This is a genomic window from Nocardia sp. NPDC088792 (genome assembly GCF_044750615.1).
Taxonomy (GTDB): domain Bacteria; phylum Actinomycetota; class Actinomycetes; order Mycobacteriales; family Mycobacteriaceae; genus Nocardia.
Map to the genome: position 1 here is coordinate 274896 of NZ_JBIVKC010000002.1, position 21621 is coordinate 296516.

15 protein-coding genes and 1 tRNA gene are annotated in these 21621 nt (G+C 65.3%); 13 read left to right on the top strand and 3 right to left on the bottom strand.

The window, feature by feature from the left end:
- Nucleotides 1–104 precede the first annotated feature (104 nt).
- The 11 genes from ACIP5Y_RS10645 to ACIP5Y_RS10695 all read left to right on the top strand — a co-directional run bounded on the left by ACIP5Y_RS10645 (nt 105) and on the right by ACIP5Y_RS10695 (nt 16217).
- Nucleotides 105–953, top strand: coding sequence for a nitrilase-related carbon-nitrogen hydrolase (locus ACIP5Y_RS10645; protein ID WP_400349539.1), 849 nt, complete (start codon nt 105–107; stop codon nt 951–953).
- Between the two features lie 28 nt (nt 954–981).
- Nucleotides 982–2403, top strand: a complete 1422-nt coding sequence (gene hydA / locus ACIP5Y_RS10650; protein ID WP_400349540.1) for a dihydropyrimidinase — start codon at nt 982–984, stop codon at nt 2401–2403.
- A 10-nt stretch (nt 2404–2413) separates the two neighbouring features.
- A complete protein-coding gene (locus ACIP5Y_RS10655; protein WP_400349541.1) occupies nt 2414–3439 on the top strand; it encodes a TIGR03842 family LLM class F420-dependent oxidoreductase in 1026 nt (341 codons plus the stop codon).
- Nucleotides 3436–4746 (top strand): aspartate aminotransferase family protein, encoded by a 1311-nt coding sequence (locus ACIP5Y_RS10660; protein ID WP_400349542.1) that lies wholly within the window; start codon nt 3436–3438, stop codon nt 4744–4746. The genes ACIP5Y_RS10655 and ACIP5Y_RS10660 overlap by 4 nt, the downstream gene beginning before the upstream one ends.
- A gap of 20 nt (nt 4747–4766) precedes the next feature.
- Complete coding sequence (locus ACIP5Y_RS10665; RefSeq protein WP_400349543.1) at nt 4767–6260, top strand: CoA-acylating methylmalonate-semialdehyde dehydrogenase; 1494 nt, start codon at nt 4767–4769, stop codon at nt 6258–6260.
- Nucleotides 6261–6288: 28 nt separating this feature from the next.
- Nucleotides 6289–7737 carry an NCS1 family nucleobase:cation symporter-1 gene (locus ACIP5Y_RS10670; protein WP_400349544.1) on the top strand — a complete coding sequence of 483 codons (1449 nt, stop codon included), beginning with the start codon at nt 6289–6291 and terminating at the stop codon, nt 7735–7737.
- Between the two features lie 1111 nt (nt 7738–8848).
- Entirely contained in the window at nt 8849–9859 is a 1011-nt protein-coding gene (locus ACIP5Y_RS10675; RefSeq protein WP_400349545.1) for a hypothetical protein, read from the top strand.
- A 196-nt stretch (nt 9860–10055) separates the two neighbouring features.
- On the top strand, nt 10056–10577 hold the full coding sequence (locus ACIP5Y_RS10680; protein WP_400349546.1) for a DUF4232 domain-containing protein: 522 nt from the start codon (nt 10056–10058) through the stop codon (nt 10575–10577).
- 689 nt (nt 10578–11266) lie between these two features.
- Nucleotides 11267–11488, top strand: coding sequence for a hypothetical protein (locus ACIP5Y_RS10685; RefSeq protein WP_400349547.1), 222 nt, complete (start codon nt 11267–11269; stop codon nt 11486–11488).
- 135 nt (nt 11489–11623) lie between these two features.
- Entirely contained in the window at nt 11624–12865 is a 1242-nt protein-coding gene (locus ACIP5Y_RS10690; protein WP_400349548.1) for a hypothetical protein, read from the top strand.
- 118 nt (nt 12866–12983) lie between these two features.
- Nucleotides 12984–16217 (top strand): SNF2-related protein, encoded by a 3234-nt coding sequence (locus tag ACIP5Y_RS10695; protein WP_400349549.1) that lies wholly within the window; start codon nt 12984–12986, stop codon nt 16215–16217.
- A 45-nt stretch (nt 16218–16262) separates the two neighbouring features.
- Here the strand turns inward: ACIP5Y_RS10695 and ACIP5Y_RS10700 are convergent, their stop codons facing one another.
- Nucleotides 16263–17750, bottom strand: coding sequence for an ATP-binding protein (locus tag ACIP5Y_RS10700; protein WP_400349550.1), 1488 nt, complete (start codon nt 17748–17750; stop codon nt 16263–16265).
- Nucleotides 17751–17833: 83 nt separating this feature from the next.
- Between ACIP5Y_RS10700 and ACIP5Y_RS10705 the strand changes: the two genes are divergently transcribed.
- Nucleotides 17834–18130, top strand: coding sequence for a hypothetical protein (locus tag ACIP5Y_RS10705; protein WP_400349551.1), 297 nt, complete (start codon nt 17834–17836; stop codon nt 18128–18130).
- A gap of 879 nt (nt 18131–19009) precedes the next feature.
- On the opposite strand, the gene ACIP5Y_RS10710 is transcribed toward ACIP5Y_RS10705, so the two are convergent.
- Nucleotides 19010–19082 (bottom strand) — tRNA-Asn (locus ACIP5Y_RS10710).
- 188 nt (nt 19083–19270) lie between these two features.
- On the opposite strand from ACIP5Y_RS10710, the gene ACIP5Y_RS10715 reads away from it, so the two are divergent.
- Entirely contained in the window at nt 19271–19516 is a 246-nt protein-coding gene (locus tag ACIP5Y_RS10715) for a hypothetical protein (RefSeq protein WP_400349552.1), read from the top strand.
- Between the two features lie 97 nt (nt 19517–19613).
- Here the strand turns inward: ACIP5Y_RS10715 and dnaG are convergent, their stop codons facing one another.
- On the bottom strand, nt 19614–21554 hold the full coding sequence (dnaG, locus tag ACIP5Y_RS10720) for a DNA primase (protein ID WP_400349553.1): 1941 nt from the start codon (nt 21552–21554) through the stop codon (nt 19614–19616).
- Nucleotides 21555–21621 lie beyond the last annotated feature (67 nt).

The window sequence follows — 21621 nt, forward strand, 5'->3', positions numbered from 1 at the left end:
GCCTCGTGGTGGGGGTGACAGGTTTACGCTTCCGGCACTCATCGAAATATTCACGAAATGTTTAGAGCCAACAATAACAAAACACATCGGATAGAGGAGCGTTGATGACCACGATCAAGGCAGCCATCACCCAGGCCACATGGACCGGTGACAAGGAATCGATGCTGGCCAAGCATGAGAAGTTCGTCGAGGCCGCGGCCGCCGAGGGCGTGCGGGTGATCTGCTTCCAGGAGCTGTTCTACGGGCCGTACTTCGGAAATGTTCAGGACAAGAAGTACTACGAATACGCCGAGTCCGTGCCCGGCCCCACCACGGCGCGATTCAGCGAACTGGCCCGAAAGCACAATATGGTGATCGTGCTGCCGGTCTACGAGGAGGACCAGCCCGGCGTGCTGTACAACACCGCCGCGGTGATCGACGCGGACGGCAGCTATCTGGGTAAATACCGCAAGCACCACATTCCGCAGCTGCAGAGCTTCTGGGAGAAGTTCTACTTCCGGCCCGGCAACCTCGGCTATCCGGTATTCGACACCGCCGTGGGCAAAATCGGGGTCTACATCTGCTACGACCGGCACTTCCCCGAGGGCTGGCGGGCCCTGGGTCTGGGCGGCGCGGAGCTGGTATTCAACCCGTCCGCCACCAAACCCGGTCTATCCAACCGGCTCTGGGAACTCGAGCAGCCCGCCGCGGCCGCCGCCAACCAGTACTACATCGCCGCCAACAATCGGATCGGCACCGAGAGCGACGAATTCGGTGACGCCGCCGTCACCTTCTACGGCAGTTCGTACTTCGTCGACCCGCGCGGCAACTATGTCGGCGAGGTGGCCTCCACCGACACCGAGGAGCTGGTGATCCGCGAACTAGACCTCGACGTGGTCCGCGAGGTGCGCGGGGACTGGCAGTTCTACCGCGACCGCCGGCCCGACTCCTACGACTCCATCGTCGCGCCCTGAGACAGCCGACGAGAAGGAGTTACACAGTATGCCAACAACTTTGATCACCGGCGGCACGATCGTCTCGGCAACCGGGCGCGGCGCCGCCGACATCCTCATCGACGGCGAGCGGATCGTCGCGCTGCTCGAGCCGGGCAGCACCGTGCTGGGCGCGGATCTCGCACGCACCGCCGACACCGTCATCGATGCGACCGGTAAATACGTCATCCCCGGCGGTATCGACGCGCACACCCATATGTCGATGCCGTTCGGCGGCACCACCGCCTCGGACGATTTCGAGACCGGCACCCGTGCGGCGGCCTGGGGCGGCACCACCACGATCATCGACTTCGCGGTGCAGAAGTTCGGGGAGCGGCTCCAGGACAGCCTGGCGACCTGGCACGAGATGGCCGCGGGGCAGTGCGCGATCGACTACGGGTTCCATCAGATCGTCGGCGACGTCAACAAGGCCTCGCTGCAGGCGCTGCGCGAGCTGCCCGGCGAGGGAATCAGCAGCTACAAGCTTTTCATGGCCTATCCGGGCGTGTTCTACAGCGACGACGCACAGATCCTGCGGGCCATGCAGACCGGCGCGGACACCGGGCTGATGACGATGATGCACGCCGAAAACGGCCCTGCCATCGACGTTCTGGTGAGCCAGCTGCTCGCTCAGGGCAAAACCGATCCGTATTACCACGGCATCGCGCGGGCCTGGCAGCTCGAGGAGGAGGCCACCCACCGGGCGATCATGCTGGCCGATTTGACCGGGGCCCCACTGTATGTCGTGCACGTCTCGGCGAAACAGGCCGTAGCGCAGCTGGCCGCGGCGCGTGATCGCGGCCGCAACGTCTTCGGCGAGACCTGCCCGCAGTATCTGTATCTGTCCCTGGAAGATCAGTTGGGCGCACCGGGCTTCGAGGGCGCCAAGTGGGTGTGCTCGACGCCGCTGCGGTCCAAGCACGACCACCATCAGGACCATATGTGGCAGGCGTTGCGCACCAACGATATTCAGATGGTCGCCACCGACCACTGCCCCTTCTGCATGAAGGGGCAGAAGGACGCGGGTATCGGCGACTTCTCCAAGATTCCCAACGGCATCGGCTCGGTCGAGCACCGGATGGACCTGATGTATCAGGGCGTGGTGGACGGCAGGATCACCCTCGAACGCTGGGTCGAGATCACCTCCACCACGCCGGCGCGGATGTTCGGGCTCTACGGCCACAAGGGTGTGCTCGCGCCCGGCGCGGACGCCGACGTGGTGATCTACGACCCGAACGGGCACACCTCCATCGGCCTGGACAAGACCCACCACATGAACATGGACCATTCCGCATGGGAGGGCTACGAGATCGACGGCCACGTCGACACCGTGCTCTCACGCGGCAAGGTCATCGTCGACGGCGAGAAGTACCTCGGCCGCAAGGGCGACGGGCGCTTCGTCCGCCGCGATCCCTGCCAGTACCTGATCTAGGGAGACACCAATGCAATTCGGAGCGGTGCTGCAGTGCGACGCGCCCTCGGCGCGCACGGTACAGCTGGCGAAGCTGGCCGAAGCGTACGGCTTCAGCCATGTGTGGACCTTCGATTCCCACATCCTGTGGCAGGAACCGTACGTGCTCTACAGCCGAATCCTCAACGAGACCAAGCGGATCACGGTCGGCCCGATGGTGACCAACCCGGCGACCCGGGACTGGGCCGTGACCGCCTCCACCTACGCCACCCTGAACGAGGCGTACGGCAACCGCACCATCTGCGGGATCGGCCGCGGCGATTCGGCGGTGCGGGTCGGCGGCGGCGAACCCACCACCCTGCGGACCTTGCGCGATTCGATCCACGTGATCCGGGAGCTGGCCAACTCCCGGCCCGTCGAATGCGACGGGCGCACACTGCAATTGCCCTGGAGCACCGGCTCCACGCTGGACGTGTGGGTAGCGGCCTACGGCCCCAAGGCCTTGGCTCTCACGGGCGAGATCGCCGATGGATTCATCCTGCAACTGGCGGATCTCGATATCGCCGAATGGATGATCGGCACCGTCAAAAAGGCCGCGGCCGCGGCCGGACGCGATCCGGACGCGGTGAAAATCTGCGTGGCCGCGCCCATGTACATCGGGACGGACTACCAGCACATGCGCGACCAGTGCCGCTGGTTCGGCGGCATGGTCGGCAACCATATCGCCGATATCGTAGCCCGCTACGGCACGAACGGTGATGTCCCGCAGGCGCTGACCGACTACATCGCCGGACGGCAGGGTTACGACTACAACCAGCACGGCCGGGCCGGAAATACGCACGCCGACTTCGTCACCGACGAGATCGTCGACCGGTTCTGCATCCTGGGCACCCCCGAGGAACACCTCAGCAAACTACGAAGGCTCGCCGAGCTCGGGGTCGACCAGTTCGCGGGCTATCTACAGCACGACAACAAGGAGGAGACCATGCGCGTATACGGGGACATCATCATTCCGCAGCTGACTCCGGCGATCACCGCGACAAAGGTGTCGCGATGACCAGCACACAGGTCGATTTGGACAGGCGCACATACGATCTCGACCGGGCACACGTATTCCATTCCTGGTCCGCGCAGGCCGCACTCGATCCGCTGGTACTCGCCGGGGGCCGCGGGTGCACCGTCTGGGATCACGCGGGCCGCGAATATCTCGACTTCTCCAGTCAGATGGTCAATCTCAATGTCGGGCACCAGCATCCGGCGGTGACCGCGGCGATCGCCGCTCAGGCCGCCCAGCTGAGCACCATCGCACCCTCGACGGCCAACCTCGCCCGCGGCGAGGCCGCCCAGCGCATCACCGCGCTCGCGCCCGAGGGATTCCACAAGGTGTTCTTCACCAACGGCGGCGCCGACGCCAACGAGAACGCCATCCGCATGGCGCGCCTGCACACCGGTCGCGACAAGGTGCTCTCGACCTACCGCTCCTACCACGGCAATACCGGCGCCGCGGTGGTGGCGACCGGCGACTGGCGGCGCATGCCCAATGAATACGCCCGCGGCCATGTGCATTTCTTCGGCCCGTATCTGTATCGCAGTGAGTTCTGGGCCGATTCGCCCGAACAGGAATGCGAGCGGGCGCTGCGGCATCTGGAACGGGTCGTGCAATGCGAAGGGCCGCAACAGATCGCGGCCATCCTGCTGGAGAGTGTGCCGGGCACCGCGGGCATTCTGGTGCCGCCGCCGGGCTATCTGGCCGGCGTGCGCGAGATCGCCGATCGGTACGGCATCCTGCTGATCCTGGACGAGGTGATGAGCGGATTCGGCCGCACCGGGCGCTGGTTCGCCTTCGACGGCCACGATGTCGTGCCCGATCTGATCACCTTCGCCAAAGGCGTCAACTCCGGCTATGTCCCCGTCGGTGGCGTCATCGTCTCCGATTCCGTGGCAAGCACCTTCGACGAGCGGGTCTTCCCGGGTGGACTCACCTACAGCGGCCATCCGCTGGCCTGCGCCTCGATCGTGGGCGCCCTGGACGCGATGGCCGCCGAGGGCATCGTCGAGAATGCCGAACGCATCGGCCGCGAGGCGATCCGCCCGGCCCTGGACGCCCTCGCACAGGACATTCCACTGGTCGGCGAGGTGCGCGGCGAGGGCGTGTTCTGGGCGATCGAACTGGTCACCGACCGCGCCGCCCGCACCCCGGTGCCGGCCGCCACGATGGCGCGGATCAAGACCGGACTGGCCGAGCGGGGCGTGCTTATCTTCCTGGCCGAGAACAGGATTCACGTGGTGCCACCATGCGTGGTCACCGCCGCCGAGGTGGCCACCGCGACCACCGCGATTCGTGAAGTCCTGACCGCACTGTGAGCAAGGAGAGTGAGACAACGATGACTTCTATTCTCGACCACTGGGTGGACGGCAAGGCGTGGGCCGGCGAATCCGACCGCGTCGCACCGGTTTTCGATCCCGCACTCGGCACCACGCAGCGCGAGGTGCGCATGGCCACCGCGGCTGATGTCGGCGCGGCCGTGGAGGCCGCCGCGGCGGCCCTGCCGGGCTGGCGCGACAGCTCGATCGCGGCCCGCAGCAAATTCCTGCTGACCTATCGGGAACTGCTCAACGCTCGCAAGGACGAGCTGGCGCAGATCCTGACCGCCGAGCACGGCAAGGTGCTCAGCGATGCCGCCGGCGAGATCGCCCGCGGCCTCGAGGTCGTCGAATTCGCGCTGTCCATGCCGCATCTGACCAAGGGCGAATTCAGCCAGAACGCCTCCACCGGCGTGGATGTGTATTCGGTGCGCGAACCGGTCGGCGTGGTCGGCATCATCACCCCGTTCAACTTTCCGGCGATGGTGCCGCTGTGGTTCTTCCCGATCGCACTCGCCGCCGGAAATACCGTGGTGCTCAAGCCCAGCGAGAAGGATCCCTCCGCCTCGAACTGGCTGGCCGAACTGGCCGCCGAGGCGGGGCTGCCGCCCGGTGTACTCAATGTCGTGCACGGCGACAAGGAGGCCGTGGACGCGCTGCTGGTGCATCCGGAGGTCGCGGCGATCTCCTTCGTCGGCTCCACCCCGATCGCGCGCTACGTGTATCAGACCGCCGCCGCGCACGACAAGCGAGTGCAAGCCCTGGGCGGGGCCAAGAACCACATGCTGGTGCTGCCCGACGCCGATCTGGACCTGGCCGCCGACGCCGCCGTCAATGCCGGATTCGGTTCGGCGGGTGAACGATGCATGGCCGTCAGCGTGGTGCTGGCCGTCGACTCGATCGCCGACGAACTGGTCGCCAAGATCGCCGAGCGGATGGGCGGGCTGCGCACCGGCGACGGCCGCCGTGGCTGCGATATGGGTCCGCTGATCACTCGCGCGCACCGCGATACCGTCGCGGGTTATCTCGATATCGCCGCGCGGGACGGCGCCGATATCGTCGTGGACGGCCGCGAGGGCGAATTCGACGGCGCCGCAGACGGATTCTGGCTCGGCCCGACCCTCATCGACAATGTGCCGACCTCATCGGAGGTGTACCGCGACGAGATCTTCGGCCCGGTGCTGTCGGTGGTGCGGGTCGACGGATTCGAGGCCGGGGTGCAATTGATCAACGCGTCACCGTACGGCAACGGCGTCGCCATCTTCACCAATGACGGTGGTGCGGCGCGGCGATTCCAGCGCCAGGTGACCGTCGGAATGATCGGCGTCAACGTGCCCATTCCCGTGCCGGTCGCCTATCACAGCTTCGGCGGCTGGAAGGCGTCGATATTCGGCGACACGAAGGCCTACGGCCCGTCCGGGTTCGCCTTCTTCACCCGGGAGAAGGCAGTAACATCCCGCTGGCTCGACCCCAGCCACGGCGGGATCAATCTCGGGTTCCCGCAGAACAGCTAGAACTCTGCACCGCTAGAAGGAAAAACCAATGACAGAAACACAGGTCCGGGACCCCGAGGGCACACCGGAACGTTCGGCGCTCGTCAATGCGGACTTGATGCCCACCACCAAGGAAACGGCAGTCTGGCGCACCTGGGACCTGTTCTGTCTCTGGATGACATCGGCGCACAGCATCGGCAGCTACGGTTTCGCGGTGGGCATGCTGGCGCTCGGATTGAGCGGCTGGCAAACCATGCTGGCGCTGTTCGCCGGTGTCCTGATCCTCTGGGGCGGCAGCAATCTGATCGGCGTCGCCGGACAGCGCGTCGGCGTCCCCTTCCCCGTATTCGCCCGCGGCGCATTCGGCATATTCGGCGCGAATATCCCGGCCCTGCTGCGGGCTCTGGTCGCCATCTTCTGGTACGGCATCCAGACCTATCTCGCCTCCACCGCCCTCATCGTGCTACTGCTGCGCGTCTCACCCGGCCTGCAATCCCTGACCGAACACAAGTTCCTGGGGCTCTCTACCCTGGGCTGGATTTCGTTCCTGGTGCTGTGGGCAGCGCAGTTGCTGATCATCAATTACGGCATGAACGTCGTCCGCAAGGCCTCGGATTTCGCCGGCCCGGTGGTGTGGATCGGCATGATCGCCCTGGCGTTGTGGATTCTCGGAAAGGCCGGCTGGAGCATCGATTTCGGCGCCCGCTCCGGGCCCGCGCTCTCGGGCGGCAAGACCGTCGCGGCATTCATCGGAGTGATGTTCCTGATGGTGGCGTTCATGGCCGGCCCCCTGGTGAACTACGCCGACTTCGCCCGCTTCTCCCCCAACAAGCGAGCCATCGTCCGCGGCAACGCATGGGGCATCCCCTTCAACGAGACCGCATTCGTGGTCATCTCGATCGTCATCTCCCTGGCCACCCTGAAGGTATACGGCAAGGTCCTCTCCGACCCGGTGGAACTGGTCGCCAAAATCCACGACAACACGATCGTCATCATCGCCGCCGCGGTATTCGCGATCGCCACGGTCGGCATCAACGTGGTGCTGAATTTCGTGTCCCCGGCCTACGACATCTCCAATACCGCACCGAAATACATCTCCTTCCGCACCGGCGGCGTCATCACCGCGGTCCTCTCGATCCTGGTGATGCCCTGGAAGCTCTGGGAAAACCAAAACTTCATCGTCTACTTCCTAGGCGGCGTCGGCGCACTGATGGGCCCCGTATTCGGCATCCTGATCGTCGACTACTACCTGGTGCGCCGCCAGCGCACTGTCGTCGCCGACCTGTATTCCGAATCCCCCCAAGCCACTTACCACTACACCCGAGGCTTCAACCCCCGCGCCCTCATCGCCCTCGCAGTCTCAGGCGGGGCAGGCGTCCTGGTCGCCCTGGTCCCGCACTCCCAATCAGTGACCGCACTGTCCTGGCCCGTCGGTGCCGCACTGGGCGCGGCCATCATGTACGCCCTCAGCATGGGCCGACGCCCCATGGCACCATAACCCGAACCCGCGGATGGCACTCAGTTCAGCTGACATTGCCAAATCCGTCGCCAATACAGCGAGAAACGGTCCTGGAACCACATGGTTCCAGGACCGTTTTCCTAGTAGCGGGGACAGGATTCGACCCTGCGACCTCCCCTCCAGTGGTGCTGATTGCCTGGAGCTCAAAGGTGTCCTGAACCATCCCGTCCACACGTTTTCGACATCATGCGCGATCACGGCTCGCCGACCGTCGCGCACGGCGACCAGATCTCACAGTGGACAATGTCTCGGCTGGTATCGCTCGTCTCTGCCACGATCGCCCTCGCTATGCTCGCCCACCGTGCCAACCCGAAGGCAACCCCCCCGGGTCCCGATCCCCACATCGAGCAGGCCGCTGATCATGTCGGTTCCAGCCCGTGGGTTTCACACTATTTCCTCAGCCCTGACCAGAAACTCGGCTGCGCGATCAGACAATCTTCCGACGAACGGGACTGCAGTACAGGTCGACACCGTCCTTGGCGGTCACTGCCACCCGCATGAGGCCGTCGGCCACCGTGAACGAAGCCTCTCACCAGTCCTCCCCCGCGCGCGGCATGACATTCCTTGACGTACAGCCAATTTCGATGTGGGCCCCCGGGCCGTTAATGCCGCGAGCACGCACGACGATCTTGTTGGCGATGGATGGTGGGAGGAATGAAAACCATTGAGTCGGTCGCGATCCGCGCGATCGGGGTCGCGATGCCGGCCGTGACCGCAACAGCATGTTCGGACAGCCGAGCGCATCAGGATCGCGCGGTACCGAGCGCTGTCTCCAGCACCAGCACCCTCACGGCGAGTGTTGCTACATCGCAACCTGTCTCGCCTGCAGGCACACTCCTACTGTGCGGGGACATCAAGCCGGACTACGAGCACGTGCTGCCGGGCTGCCGGTTGCAGAGCATCGATGGGTCGGGACTATCGTTCACCGTCCATTACACCGCGGGCTCGACCTCGGTCGGGTGGGCCGATGCCGGGATGCGAATCGATGTTTCCGGGCCCGATTGCATCGTGCGGCAAACACTGACGCAGACCGGCACCGTGCGATGCGATCGGTTCACTCCTCGAGACCATGAGGTTTTATATGAAGTGTGTGAAAGCCGGGCTGTTTTGGGCTCTGGCCGCCATGCTGTCGCTATCGGGCTGCGGTGCGGACAGATCGGGACAACGCCCGGATTCCGTGACCGCCACAACGCTGGCGGTCCAGGGCTCATATCGGGACGCGCTCACCCCAGAGGCACGGCAGTTGCTCGCTGCGGACGATGCCGTCCGCATCCTCGATCCGTGCGGATTCATCGACTACAGCGTCGTCGAGCGCACCGCGACACCCACTTACATCGGAACCATCGACTCTGGACAGCTGACGATGAACACATGCAACATCTTTTTCGGCGAAGCATCGAGATCCATCACCGTCACCATTCTCGATCGCTATAGTGGCGACACATCTATGCCGGGGACACCTATCCTGATCGGCGATACGACCGCGAGGATGGAGCCATGGAAGCCTTACGGTGGCTGTGACATCTCCATTCAGCTCGACACCATGAATATCCGGTATCACGCAGTCACCTCGCTGTGGCCGGAAAAGAATTCTTGCGAGAGCCTTTCGACGATTGTCGAAGCGTCAGCTCACCTAGTCCACACGCGGCCCCTGCGTGAGGATTCCGCTAACCCGAGCATGAGAACGAAGCTCAGCCGCATCGACCCCTGTGGGGTGCTGGACATCCTGCGAAAGACCTATCCGATCGGTCCCGGCGGAATCACCGGCATCAAGCCCGGCTGCACCTTTCAGTACCAGCCGAACGATCACCCATCCAAGACGGTGGTGATCAGCTTCGGCATCGCGAAACGGACGCAGATGGATACCTTCCACCCCGCAGATCCGATCGACGGGGTACCCATCATGACCCAGTCGTGGAACGGTGGCATCGGGATGATGATCGAACTCGGCAGCTCCACCCCGGTTCCCGTGATGGAACCCGACGGTACGACCACACCGGAGTTCGACACCGCCGACGTGGAATGCACCGGACAAGGCAGTGCCGAGCTGGTCCACGCGATCACCGAGGCCATGATCGAGCTCTACCACGAGACTCCTTGACCCACAACGAACTGGACTGCAATGAAGACCGCCAAGGGTCCAGTCGACTGCGAACCTGCCGCTCTTGATTCGGTACATCCATCAACACACCGAGCGGCTATCATGATCTTCATACTGATCAAGGGGAGGTGGCGTGAAATCTCCTGCGCGAGTGCCTATCCGCGCGGCATATGTGGTAGCGGCGCTATGGGCAACGATGCAACTGACGGGGTGCGCGCCGGATCACGCGGCACCGAGCGGACCGTCCGCGCAGACGTCGTCTGCGGGGCCACCGTCTGCTCTTTGGTGCGTGTCGGCCGACCTGCGAATGAGCCTGCGTGGAGGTGGCGCCGCGATGGGAACCGAGACTCTGGCAATCGATTTCACCAATATCGGTGCGACCGCCTGCCGACTGTCCGGCACTCCGAGGGTGGTCCTCGCGACCGGCAGCCCGGATCATCACCTCGACTCCACCACAGCCGACAGCGGATCGAGGTCCGCCTCCGATCCAGTGGTGACGCTGGCGCCGGGCGGGCAGACCACCGCTCTCGCGAGGTATCGGGTGGCGTACTTCAACAACGGCTGCGACAAGGCGATCGCGGACTATTTCGTCGTGTATCCACCTGAATCGACAACGCCGACAGCCCTTCCTGGGAGCGGGGCCGACAATGCCGCATACTACTGCCGCAATCCCGATCGAGTGTATTGGGATGGGGTCGGAGCAGTCGGAGACAGGTGACACTGATCAACTGGATGCCAGCAGCCGTTGGTGCATTCGATATAGCGCTGTGAGAACACCGCGGCATGACCGAGAGCCGCATCGACCTGCCTGCCGATCCGCGGCACCCCTGCGAGTTCATCGACCTCGGTTCCGTACGGCAACACGGACCGGTCACTACGACAAGCGCCCCGGCACCTGCGATGTACGACCCCGGGGTCGGGCGTCAGGACGCCCAGCCGGCGAAACCCTGGTGCCGATGGCGAGGTTGGTGCCCTTGGGGAGGTACTGGCGCCAGGACGCGCTCAGTGCGGCAGTTACGCAGGTCCGAATCGACAGGTTCGGTTCACCACAAAGAAGGGGTTGACGGGCAGCCGTTCAACCTCCTGCGTTGCTCGGTTCCGGACGACGTAGTCCACGACAGTTCGCGCGATATCTTCGACACCTGCATCGAGAACGCTCGCGCGATACGTCTGCCAGTCAGCGAGCTTGCCGGTGTCACGTTCTGCGCCGCGGTGAATCATGCCGCTGCGACGTCCTCTACTCGACGCTGAAAACCAAACAGCCCTACCGCATTCCAGCACGGCGTCCTGATCGCCGATACCCGATCCGGGTCAGGCGTCGGGCCCTTCCTCACGCCGCGCCCTGGTCGACAGGCCGCGCTGCCACCAATCGATCACTTCACCCGCGAGGGCCATATCGTCGATGAGTTGCGCGGCAGCTTCCACCTGCACACCGGACTGACCGCAAAACGTCCACAGCCGCTGAGCCGCCCGGTGGTACTGGTGGATCACCGCATCAACCTCGAACGCATCCACCTGTCCCGCACGGAACCGATTCAAGGCCCGACCGACGTGTGCGACCAACTCACCGAGGCGCGCTTCGTGATACGCCGCCACGCGATCCCGGGCAGCCTGCCGCTCAGGCTTTGACACCACTCAAATCACCCTACCGACCATCAGAGCCGCTACCACGCAGAACATCGGCCAGCGACTTGACGAAAACCATTGGGACAGCCCCGGCGGACCATCGCGCGGCCCCGAAACCAGTACAGGTTGAATGGTGCGGTGGTCAGTAGTGAAGTAGAACGGATTCGCCGGTTGATCGACGGGCTGCGTCGCGACCGTCGGGCCCACCCGTACCATGGCCGCCGCGAGTACTCCGGCCTGGCGAACGAAGTCGCGGTGGCATGTCATGAGTTGATCGGTACCGAGCCGACCGCGGTACCGGCTCTGCTGCAGCGAGCGGTGGAGCGGGTGACCGCGACGCTGATGTACATGGACGACTCCGCCGGCATCGTCGGAGACAATCTGCGCGGCCTCATGGCTGTGCATGCACATGCGTGCGCGGTCGCGGCACCGGATTCGAAACGACTGGCCGCATGGCTGGTCAAACTGCGTCTCGACGGCCCGGGCTGGCCGGACTTCGAATTACGTGACTACACCGATGCGCTCGGTGACCGAGGCCGCCGGGAGATCGCTCGTCTTCTCGCCGACCGCGCCGAAGCGGTAGGCCCGGGTCAACACGGCTGGGACGAGTTCGGAATCCGCATCCTGCGCGAGCAACTCGCCGAGACCTCCGGTGACGTCGACGAATACGTCGCTGTACTCGCCGAATCCCTGCACTCGGCAACGCAATATTTGAAGATCGTCGAGGTGCTGGTCACGGCGGACCGCCATGCCGACGCCGAACGATGGGCGGCACGTGGGCTGGGACAGCGGGGTATACCCGAGGATGTCGCCAGGCTGCGCGACACATACGTGGACCTGTTGCTAGGCCGCGGAGCGACCGCCGAGGCGATGGACCTGCGGCGAAAGGTGTTCGACCAGTACCCCACCCGCCGCAACTACGCCGACCTTCGCCGCACGGCATCGGCGCTCGAGCAGTGGGGCGAACTGCGAGACACCATGATCGAACGCTTGCACGGCGCTGTCGCCGAACAATCCGGCTATGTCGACGAGCTGATCGCCGTCCTGCTCGACGAGGACGACCTCGACCAGGCTTGGCAGGTCGCGTGCGCTCATCCCGACAGCCTGCACGAATCCCGTTGGCACCAGCTGATCGAGCTACGCCGACCCGACCGCCCGATCGAGGTCATCGCCCCGCTGCAACGGCTCATCGAAAACCGTCTGGCCAATGACCGCGACAAGTACCGCTACGACCGTGCCATCAAGTTGCTGCGGCAGCTCCGTGGCGCTTACCGAGCCGCGCGAAAACCGGACGATTTCGACGCCGACAAGGCCGAGTTGCGGGACGCCCACAAGCGCAAGACCTCATTGATCGCGAAACTCGACCGCGCGGGGTTTTGATCGCGACCGACCAGTTCTCGGCATCGGTGCGACCCCCTTCATTCGGTTGCCGGAACCGCCGGTGTTTACCGGGCGGTAGATGATCCCGCAGGGCGGCAACCGATTAGAGTGCCGTTGTGTGGCAAGCCCTTTGTTGGTGGTCGCCGACGCGAGTCTGGATGAGCTGTTCGACGACCGCACCTTTCAGCGCGGACTGAAATACGCCGAGCAGGGGCGTGTCACCGCGGCCGAATGGTTTCCCGCCGAGCTGGAGTTGGTCGGCGAAGTCGAGGGCTCGCAGCGCAATTGCTACGTGTCGACCCTCCGGTTCGCCCGGCGGCGCGGTGTGCTCGAGGTGGTCGATTCCGATTGCACCTGCCCGGTCGGATACCAGTGCAAACACGCTGTGGCCCTGGCCATCACCGCATGCATGCCCGCGTCGGCCGTGGCGGTGGACGCACAGCCGTCGTGGGAGGCCACGCTCGGCGATCTGCTGCCCGAGCACGAGTACACCGACACCGCCCCATTGGCGTTGCAGCTGAACGTGACACGGCGACGCCCCGATGCAACGCCCGGCCCCGCGGTCACAGCCACGTTACGCCCGGCGCATCGCGGCAAAACCGGATGGATCGCGGGCAAACTGAACTGGTCCAACCTGGCCTACGCGCAGTCGCCCGACGGGCGGCGTTTCGCACCCGAGCACCTGCGGATCCTGCGGGAGCTGTATGGGCTGTATCTGAGCGCCGGACGGTACGGCCATTACGGCTACGGCTCCGACAAGACGCTGAACCTGGCCGCTTTCGACAGCCCCGCCCTGTGGACGATGCTGGCGACCGCCCATGACGCCGGAATTCCGCTCGTCCACGGCAAGCGACCACTCGACGAGACTCCCGCCCACGGCCGGTACCAATTGCACGTCACCGACGACGACGGGGATGTGACAATCACACCCGTCATCCGGGTGGAGGGACTGCAGGTGACGCCTCTGTCGTTCATCGGAGCCGACGGTCACGGGGTCGTGTATATCGACCCCGCGGATCCGGGCGAGCGGTTCCGGCTGGCGCGCCTGGATCCGCCCGCCCCGGCACGGTCCCATCCCGCGCTGTTCGCCCGAACGGGGTTGCGCGTACCCGCGGGCGACCGGCATCTACTGCTCACCGGCTATTACCCGCGCATACGCCATGTGATCGACGCCGACAGCGAAATATTCTCCGCACCAACCATTTCCGGACCGACATTGGTCTTGGAGCTCGGATACGGCCCGAGCCACACCGTACGGGTGGGCTGGCGATGGGAATACTCCATCGCCGACGACCGTCACCTGCTGCCCCTCGACAGCCGATCCGGTCACCAGTTCCGAGACAGCGCTGCCGAGCGGACCCTGCTCACCGAGCTGCCCGCCGACTTCCAGGGCGTCGGCCTCGAGGGGCTGCACCCGCTGGCCCTGGGACCGGCCACCGCCGAACTCACCGGCACGAACACCCTGCAATTCACGACTCACGTCCTGCCGCCGCTACGCGAGCACCCCAGCGTCCGCATCGAAACACACGGAACGGCAACCGATTACCGCGACGCCGGTGACTCACTGGTCATCGAGGTGTCGACGGCGCCGTCCGACTCCGGCACCGACTGGTTCGACCTGGACATCACCATTTCCGTCGAATCCCATGCTGTTCCGTTCCGTGAGGTTTTCACCGCGCTGTGCGCCGATGACACCCACATGATCCTGCCCGACGGGGCATATTTCGCCCTCGACCGGCCCGAACTACAGACGCTGCGCTCCCTCATCGACGAGGCCCGCGCGCTGCACGACGCGACCCCGGATCGCCTGCAGATCAGCCGATACCAGGCCGGGTTCTGGGACGAGCTCACCGAACTCGGCGTCGTCACCCGCCAAGCCGACGAGTGGCAGCAGCAGGTGCGCGGGCTGCTCGACACGACCGCCATCGACAATCCGCCCACCCCAACAGGTTTGACCGCCGAGCTGCGCCACTATCAGCAGGAGGGTTTCGCCTGGCTGACCTTCCTGTGGCAACACCGCCTGGGCGGCATCCTGGCCGACGACATGGGACTCGGAAAGACCCTCCAAGCGCTGGCGCTCGTCTGCCATGCCCGCCAACACGATCCCGCCGCGCCGCCATGGCTGATCATCGCACCCGCGAGCGTCGTGCCCAACTGGGTCGGCGAGGCCGCCCGGTTCGCCCCCGCTCTGCGCGTCACCGCGCTCACCGACACGCTGCGCCGATCCGGCCGCGACCTCGCCGAGGTTGCCGCCACCGCCGAGGTCATCGTCACCTCCTACACCCTGCTGCGGCTGGACGCGGACTCCTACCTGGCCCGATCGTGGTCAGGATTGCTGCTCGACGAAGCCCAATTCGTGAAGAACCACCAGGCCAAAACCCATCAGTGCGCCCGCCGCGTCGACGCCCCGTTCCGGCTGGCCATCACCGGCACCCCGATGGAGAACAACCTGATGGAACTGTGGTCACTGCTGTCCATCGTGGCACCCGGCCTGTTCCCCCATCCGGCCAAATTCCGCGACTACTACGCCACACCGATCGAAAAGGGCTGCGACACCGAACGTTTGGCTCGGCTGCAACGCCGCATCGCGCCCTTGCTCCGCCGCCGCACCAAGGAACAGGTGGCCACCGAACTGCCCCCGAAACTCGAACAGACCCTGCACGTCGACCTTTCCCCCAAACACCGCAAGATCTACGACACCCGGCTGCAGCACGAACGACGCAAGGTCCTCGGCCTGCTCGACGACGTCGACCGCAACCGCCTCACCATCCTGACCTCGCTGACCGCGCTGCGGCAGCTCAGCCTGCACGCGGCTCTGATCGACGACAACCACGACGCCGTCGAATCAGCCAAACTCGAGGCGCTGCTGGAACATCTGGACGAGGTCGCCGAATCCGGGCACCGCGCCCTGGTATTCAGCCAGTTCACCCGATTCCTGACCCGTCTCCGAGACCGCCTCGACCGCGAAGGCATCGCCTGCAGCTATCTCGACGGCCGCACCCGCAAACGCGCCGAAGCCATCGAGCGCTTCCGCGGCGGCACCGCCCCGGTCTTCCTGATCAGCCTCAAGGCCGGCGGATTCGGGCTCAACCTCACCGAGGCCGACTACTGCTTCATCCTCGACCCCTGGTGGAACCCCGCCACCGAAGCCCAAGCCGTCGACCGCGTCCACCGCATCGGCCAGACCAACACCGTCATGGTGTACCGGCTCATCGCCAACGACACCATCGAGGACAAGGTGATGCGACTCAAACAACGCAAGGCCGCCCTGTTCGACGGCGTCTTCGACGATGCCGGTGGAGGCTTCGCCGGTCAACTGGGCGCAGACGACATCCGCGCACTGTTCGACTAGCACTGCGATCCGCGGCTCGCGCGGGCGCACGACAGGCCGGGGCTGTCACCGCCCTTCGGCGTAGATGGTGTCGAGGTCGACCAACATCGGGCTGTCGGCCTGCTTCGGCGTCTGCCCGGGACCAGTGCCGAGAGCCTGGAGATTATCATCGAATCCTGCCCCGCTGTAGCAGGTCAGGCGGGTTTGGCTGGTGTCGTAGCCCTTGGCTGACAACAACTCTCGAGCACGTCGCAGGCGGTCCACATGCCCGATGGTCATGGTGCGGTCCCACTTGACCTCCCCCAGGGACAGAATGCGGCGCGGCTGATCGGTTTCCTCAGGCGCCAATACCGCGACATCGATCTGGATCTGTTTCTTGTCCCGTGGATCGTTGATCGTCGCGGCCGCCACCTGGCCGGGCAGATCCCCGAACACTTCCGGTCCCACCGACATCGCCCACTCCCGGCAGATTCCCTCGAAATGCGGGCCCACCACCTGCGACAGGAACGTCGCCCTCGAATTGCGCCACGCCGCCTCAGGATTGCCTCGCTCCAACCGGGTCCACTCGCGGCGCATGATCGCCTCATAGAACACGATCAGCGGCTCGGCCACCCGATATACCGACTTGCCCCGATTGAACGGATCCGCCTCCCGAATCACCAGTTGCGCGTCCTCGAGCACCGACAATGGATGCCCGATATCGGTGGAGCTACGGCCGATCGTGTTCGCGATACCGCCCCGCGTCGTGTGCCCGCCCGCGATCGCGCCCAGCACCGCGTGATACAACGCCGCATCCCGAATCTCCGTCTCCTCCGCCAACAGATACCGCGCCTCACGGAACAACGGCACCTGCGGATTGAGTACCGTCCGCAACACCCAGGAATCGAAGTCCTCCAACGACTCCGGCGCATCACCCGCGACGAACTCACGCCGATACGCCGGCGTCCCACCCACGATCGCGTGCACCAACACCGCCAGGCGCGGATCCTCGATCCCCCAGAACCGCGCCGACTCCCGATAACCCAGCGGCTTGACGATCAACTCCAAACTCGCCCGACCCCGCAACGGCGCACTACCACCCAGCAACCGCCCCATCACCGACATCGCCGACCCACACAACAACACCCGCGAACCCGACTGCCGCGCATAGCCGCGCGGATCGAGTGCCCGCTGCAACACCGACGGCAACGACGGACTCGCCTTGGTCAGATACGGAAACTCATCGATCACCACCAGCCCCTCCCCCACCACCGCGAACAGCCGCTCGAACGCCTCGTCCCAGTCACGGAACGCATACCGGCCACCACCCGCGTACGCCGCGACAGCGGCGCCGAACTCCGCCAGCGCCTCGACCTCCGTCGCATCGGTCGCGGTGAAGAAGAAGCCCCCGACCGCGTCGGCAACCGCATCCAACAAGAACGTCTTACCCTGCCGCCGCCGCCCACTGACGATCCCCAACCGCACATCAGGACTCGGCGACGTCGCGAACCGCACCAGCCCATCCCACTCACGGTCACGATCGAACACCCGATCCGGCTTCACCAAGGCTGCCATGAATAGAACTATACTTCTAATAAGTACGCTTCTATAGGTGTTACCCGTTGCATCATGATCACCTCTGATGCTAGAGCGTCGGAATGTCCAATCTCGCCCTGAAACCCGGCACCGCCGGGCACCCGCACACCCGACAGCTCCCCGACGGCCGCTACGAAGCCCGCCTCCTGTGCCGCAACAATCTCGGCCAGTACCGCAAACCCCGGCGGACCGGTACCACCGAAGCCGAAGCGGTACGAAGGGCGCGCAAGGCCGCAACCACCTGGATCGCCAGCAAACCCGGCAGCCACACCGTGAAACCATCCACCCGCCTGTCGCCCTCGCCGACATCTGGCTGGCCGAAACGATACTGCGGGGCCACCTCGCCCGCGGCACCCTGACCATCTACCACTCCCACCTCGACCGCGCCCGCAGCCCGAACGCCCGCCCCGACGCCATCGACCACAACCCCATGGACGCCACCCTCAGACCCGTCCGCCGACTCGACGAACCACACGTCCTGCCCCACACCGTCTTCGACGAGTTCCTCCGCCAAGTCCAGACCTGGTGCAACGACGGGGCGATCCCCGGCCGGCCGGCACGCCGAGGCGGCCCGAGGCGCGAACCGCGCATCCACTGGACCATCCAACTACTCCTCGACACCGGGCTACGCCCCGCCGAGCTACTCGGCCAGCGCACCCACGATGTCGAACTCGACACGCCCATTCCCAGGATCTGGATCCGAGGCAAACTTACCGACCTCGGCGACGGTCACGGCTGGCGCTGGCAGCCCGGGCTCGAGACCGGCACCAAAGGCATTCGCCGCCTGGCCCTCTCACCACGAGGCATCGCAGCCGCCCGCGCGCTCCTCGCCGACCACATTCCTTCCGAAGACCATCTGCTCATCCCCTCACGCACCGGAAAAGGCTGGAACCTCAACAACTTCGGCCGCCTCTGGCGCAGCGTCCGCACCCCCGAATTCGCCACCATCACCCCACCCAGATCCGCCACCGCGTCGCCACCGACGTCCGAGACATCAACGGCATCGAAGCAGGCGCGCAACTCGGCGACTCCCTCCTCGTCACCGCCCGCTACTACGCCGCCCGAAACCAGCACGTCGACAACAGGACCGCACTGGAACGAACCGGCGAATGGACACGCCGCGCCCGACCATGAGAAAACCCAACGATCATGGACCCATCACGGACCATTTCGACCCCGAAACGCGAAAAGCCTCCGACCGCACATTTCATCCGTGCTGGTCGAAGGCTTTTCTATTGCTCCCCCATCTGGACTCGAACCAGAAACCTGCCGATTAACAGTCGGCTGCTCTGCCAATTGAGCTATAGGGGATTGTTTCCCTGGCTGGTGCCTCTCGGACCGGCCGGGGAAAACTTTAGCGCATTGATTGTTCACTTCCCAAATCGTGGGTCTACCTGCGGGGATGGGGTGGGGGCGGGGAGGGGGTGCCGGATCGACAGGGGGTGGTGGGGTCGGGCAGGATGTGGGGGCGGACAGGACTACGGGAGGAGCTTCTCGGAATGTTGCGGTTGATCATCGGCGTCGCGGCCGGGTATGTGCTGGGCGCGAAGGCCGGGCGGGTTCGGTATGAGCAGATCAGTAAGACCACCCGCGCGATCACTGAGAGTCCTGTCACACGGAAGATGGTTTCGGTGGGGCGGCAGAAGCTCGCTGACAAGTTGAGCACCCAGCCCAAGCTCGAACCCATGGTGCCGATCGATGAGCGGACCACCATCTTGGTGCCACAGGATCAGTTGCGGCGGTGAGGGTGGGGCTGCGCCCCTACTCGCAACCACAGCGCATTCGGCCCCACTCGCACGGCGGCACGTTGGGAGAGTGGGGCTTTACCCCCGGCCTCGCGGGTCAGCGCCTGAAGTCTTCGGCGTTGCCCATGGCTTGGGCTACAAGGCTTTTGCGGTATTGCTCCAGGGCCACCAGGTCGCCGAACAGCTCCATGTAGGCGGCGGTCTGCTCGGTGGAGGAGATGCGCTGGAGTTTGGACTTCAGCTCGGCGATCTGGCGGCCGACCGAGGCTTCCTGGATGCGGGCGAGGACACCGGTGACGAAGCGGGGGATGTCGTCGGCGGATTTCACCGGCAGGGCTTCGGCGGCCAGTTCGGAGACCAGGGCGCGCATCATGAGGTCGTCGGTGTGGTCGGCGACGGTGGTCACCCATTCGGCGCCGCTGAGGCCGGACGAGGCGCCGCCCGCCTTGACGATGACGGTGTGCAGCGCGATGTAGACGGGGTGCGTGAACGCTTCGGCGCCCAGCGAGTCGAAGACCGGGCCGGCGAGGGCCGGGTACTGGAGGGCCGCCGCCAGCACCTGACGCTGGGGCAGCAGGACCGGGTCGCGGGGGTTGGGGCGGGCCGCGGTGCTGTCGGAGATCGGCTGGGAGGCTTCGGATTTCGGGGCGGGGCGGCCGTTGGCTGGGCGGCCACCGGTCGCGCCGCGCTGCTTGCGGGCCTCGTCGCCGACCCGGCGGACGACCAGCTGGATATCGTCCCAGCCGACCCAGCCGGCCAGTTTGGTGGCGTAGGCCTTGCGCAGGGCGTTGTCCTTGATCTGCGCGACCACGGGGACCGCCTCGCGCAGGACGGCGACCTGCTGTTCGGGGCTCATGTCATTGGTGACGGGATTCGAGTACTTCTTGACGATGCCGCGAATCACGAACTCGTACAGGGCGACTCGGCGCGCGACCAGGTCGCGGACGGCGCCGTCGCCGTTGCGCTGGCGCAGTTCGCACGGGTCCAGGCCGTCGGGGGCCACGGCGATGTAGGTCTGGCCGGCGAGCTTCTGGTCGCCGCTGAAGGCCTTCACGGCGGCGGCCTGGCCGGCCGCGTCGCCGTCGAAGGTGTAGATGATCTCGCCGCGCCAGAAGTTGTCGTCCATGAGCAGGCGCCGCAGGATCGACAGGTGCTCGTCGCCGAAGGCGGTGCCGCACGCCGCCACAGCGGTTTTCACGCCGGACAGGTGCATGGCCATCACGTCGGTGTAGCCCTCGACGACGACCGCCTGATGCCCCTTGGCGATCTCGCGCTTGGCGAGGTCGAGGCCGAAGAGCACCTGGGACTTCTTGTACAGCAATGTTTCCGAGGTATTGATGTACTTGGCGGTCAGGGTGTCGTCGTCGTACAGGCGACGGGCGCCGAACCCGATGACCTCGCCGCCGAGATTGCGGATGGGCCACAGCAGGCGGCGGTGGAAGCGGTCCATGGGGCCGCGCTGACCCTGCCGGGACAGGCCCGCGGCCTCCAGCTCCTTGAATTCGAATCCCTTGCGCAGCAGGTGCTTCGTGAGGGCGTCCCAGCCGGAGGGCGCGTAACCGCAGCCGAACTGGCGGGCGGCGTTCGCATCGAAATTGCGCTCTGTCAGGTACTTCCGGGCCGCTTCGGCGTCGGGTTCGCCGAGCTGGGACATGTAGAACTCGTGTGCGGCGGCATTGGCGGCGACCAGGCGGGCACGGGTGCCGCGGTCCCGCTGGACGGAGGTGCCGCCACCCTCGTAGTTGATCTTGTAGCCGATGCGATCGGCCATCTGCTCGACGGCCTCGACGAAGCCGATGTGCTCGAGCTTCTGCAGGAACGCGAAGACGTCGCCGCCTTCACCACAGCCGAAGCAGTGGAATACACCGTGCTGCGGTCGCACATGGAAAGAGGGCGTCTTCTCGTCGTGGAACGGGCACAGGCCCTTCATCGACAGCGCGCCCGCCGATTTCAACGCTACGTATTCACCAACGACATCCTCGATCCGAACACGTTCACGAATCGCCGCGATATCGCGGTCAGGAAGTCGGCCGGCCACGGCAGCGAGTCTAGCCCCGCCCCACCGACACACTCGACCGGGACGCACGACTGGACACCGGACCGAG

Excerpts from the sequence above, each read along its gene's own strand:
- hydA (WP_400349540.1), top strand. The coding sequence starts at position 982 with ATGCCAACAACTTTGATCACCGGCGGCACGATCGTCTCGGCAACCGGG.
- ACIP5Y_RS10680 (WP_400349546.1), top strand. The coding sequence starts at position 10,056 with ATGCAACTGACGGGGTGCGCGCCGGATCACGCGGCACCGAGCGGACCG.
- ACIP5Y_RS10705 (WP_400349551.1), top strand. The coding sequence starts at position 17,834 with ATGTCCAATCTCGCCCTGAAACCCGGCACCGCCGGGCACCCGCACACC.
- ACIP5Y_RS10670 (WP_400349544.1), top strand. The coding sequence starts at position 6,289 with ATGACAGAAACACAGGTCCGGGACCCCGAGGGCACACCGGAACGTTCG.
- ACIP5Y_RS10645 (WP_400349539.1), top strand. The coding sequence starts at position 105 with ATGACCACGATCAAGGCAGCCATCACCCAGGCCACATGGACCGGTGAC.
- ACIP5Y_RS10700 (WP_400349550.1), bottom strand. The coding sequence starts at position 17,750 with ATGGCAGCCTTGGTGAAGCCGGATCGGGTGTTCGATCGTGACCGTGAG.
- ACIP5Y_RS10715 (WP_400349552.1), top strand. The coding sequence starts at position 19,271 with ATGTTGCGGTTGATCATCGGCGTCGCGGCCGGGTATGTGCTGGGCGCG.
- ACIP5Y_RS10665 (WP_400349543.1), top strand. The coding sequence starts at position 4,767 with ATGACTTCTATTCTCGACCACTGGGTGGACGGCAAGGCGTGGGCCGGC.
- ACIP5Y_RS10655 (WP_400349541.1), top strand. The coding sequence starts at position 2,414 with ATGCAATTCGGAGCGGTGCTGCAGTGCGACGCGCCCTCGGCGCGCACG.
- ACIP5Y_RS10660 (WP_400349542.1), top strand. The coding sequence starts at position 3,436 with ATGACCAGCACACAGGTCGATTTGGACAGGCGCACATACGATCTCGAC.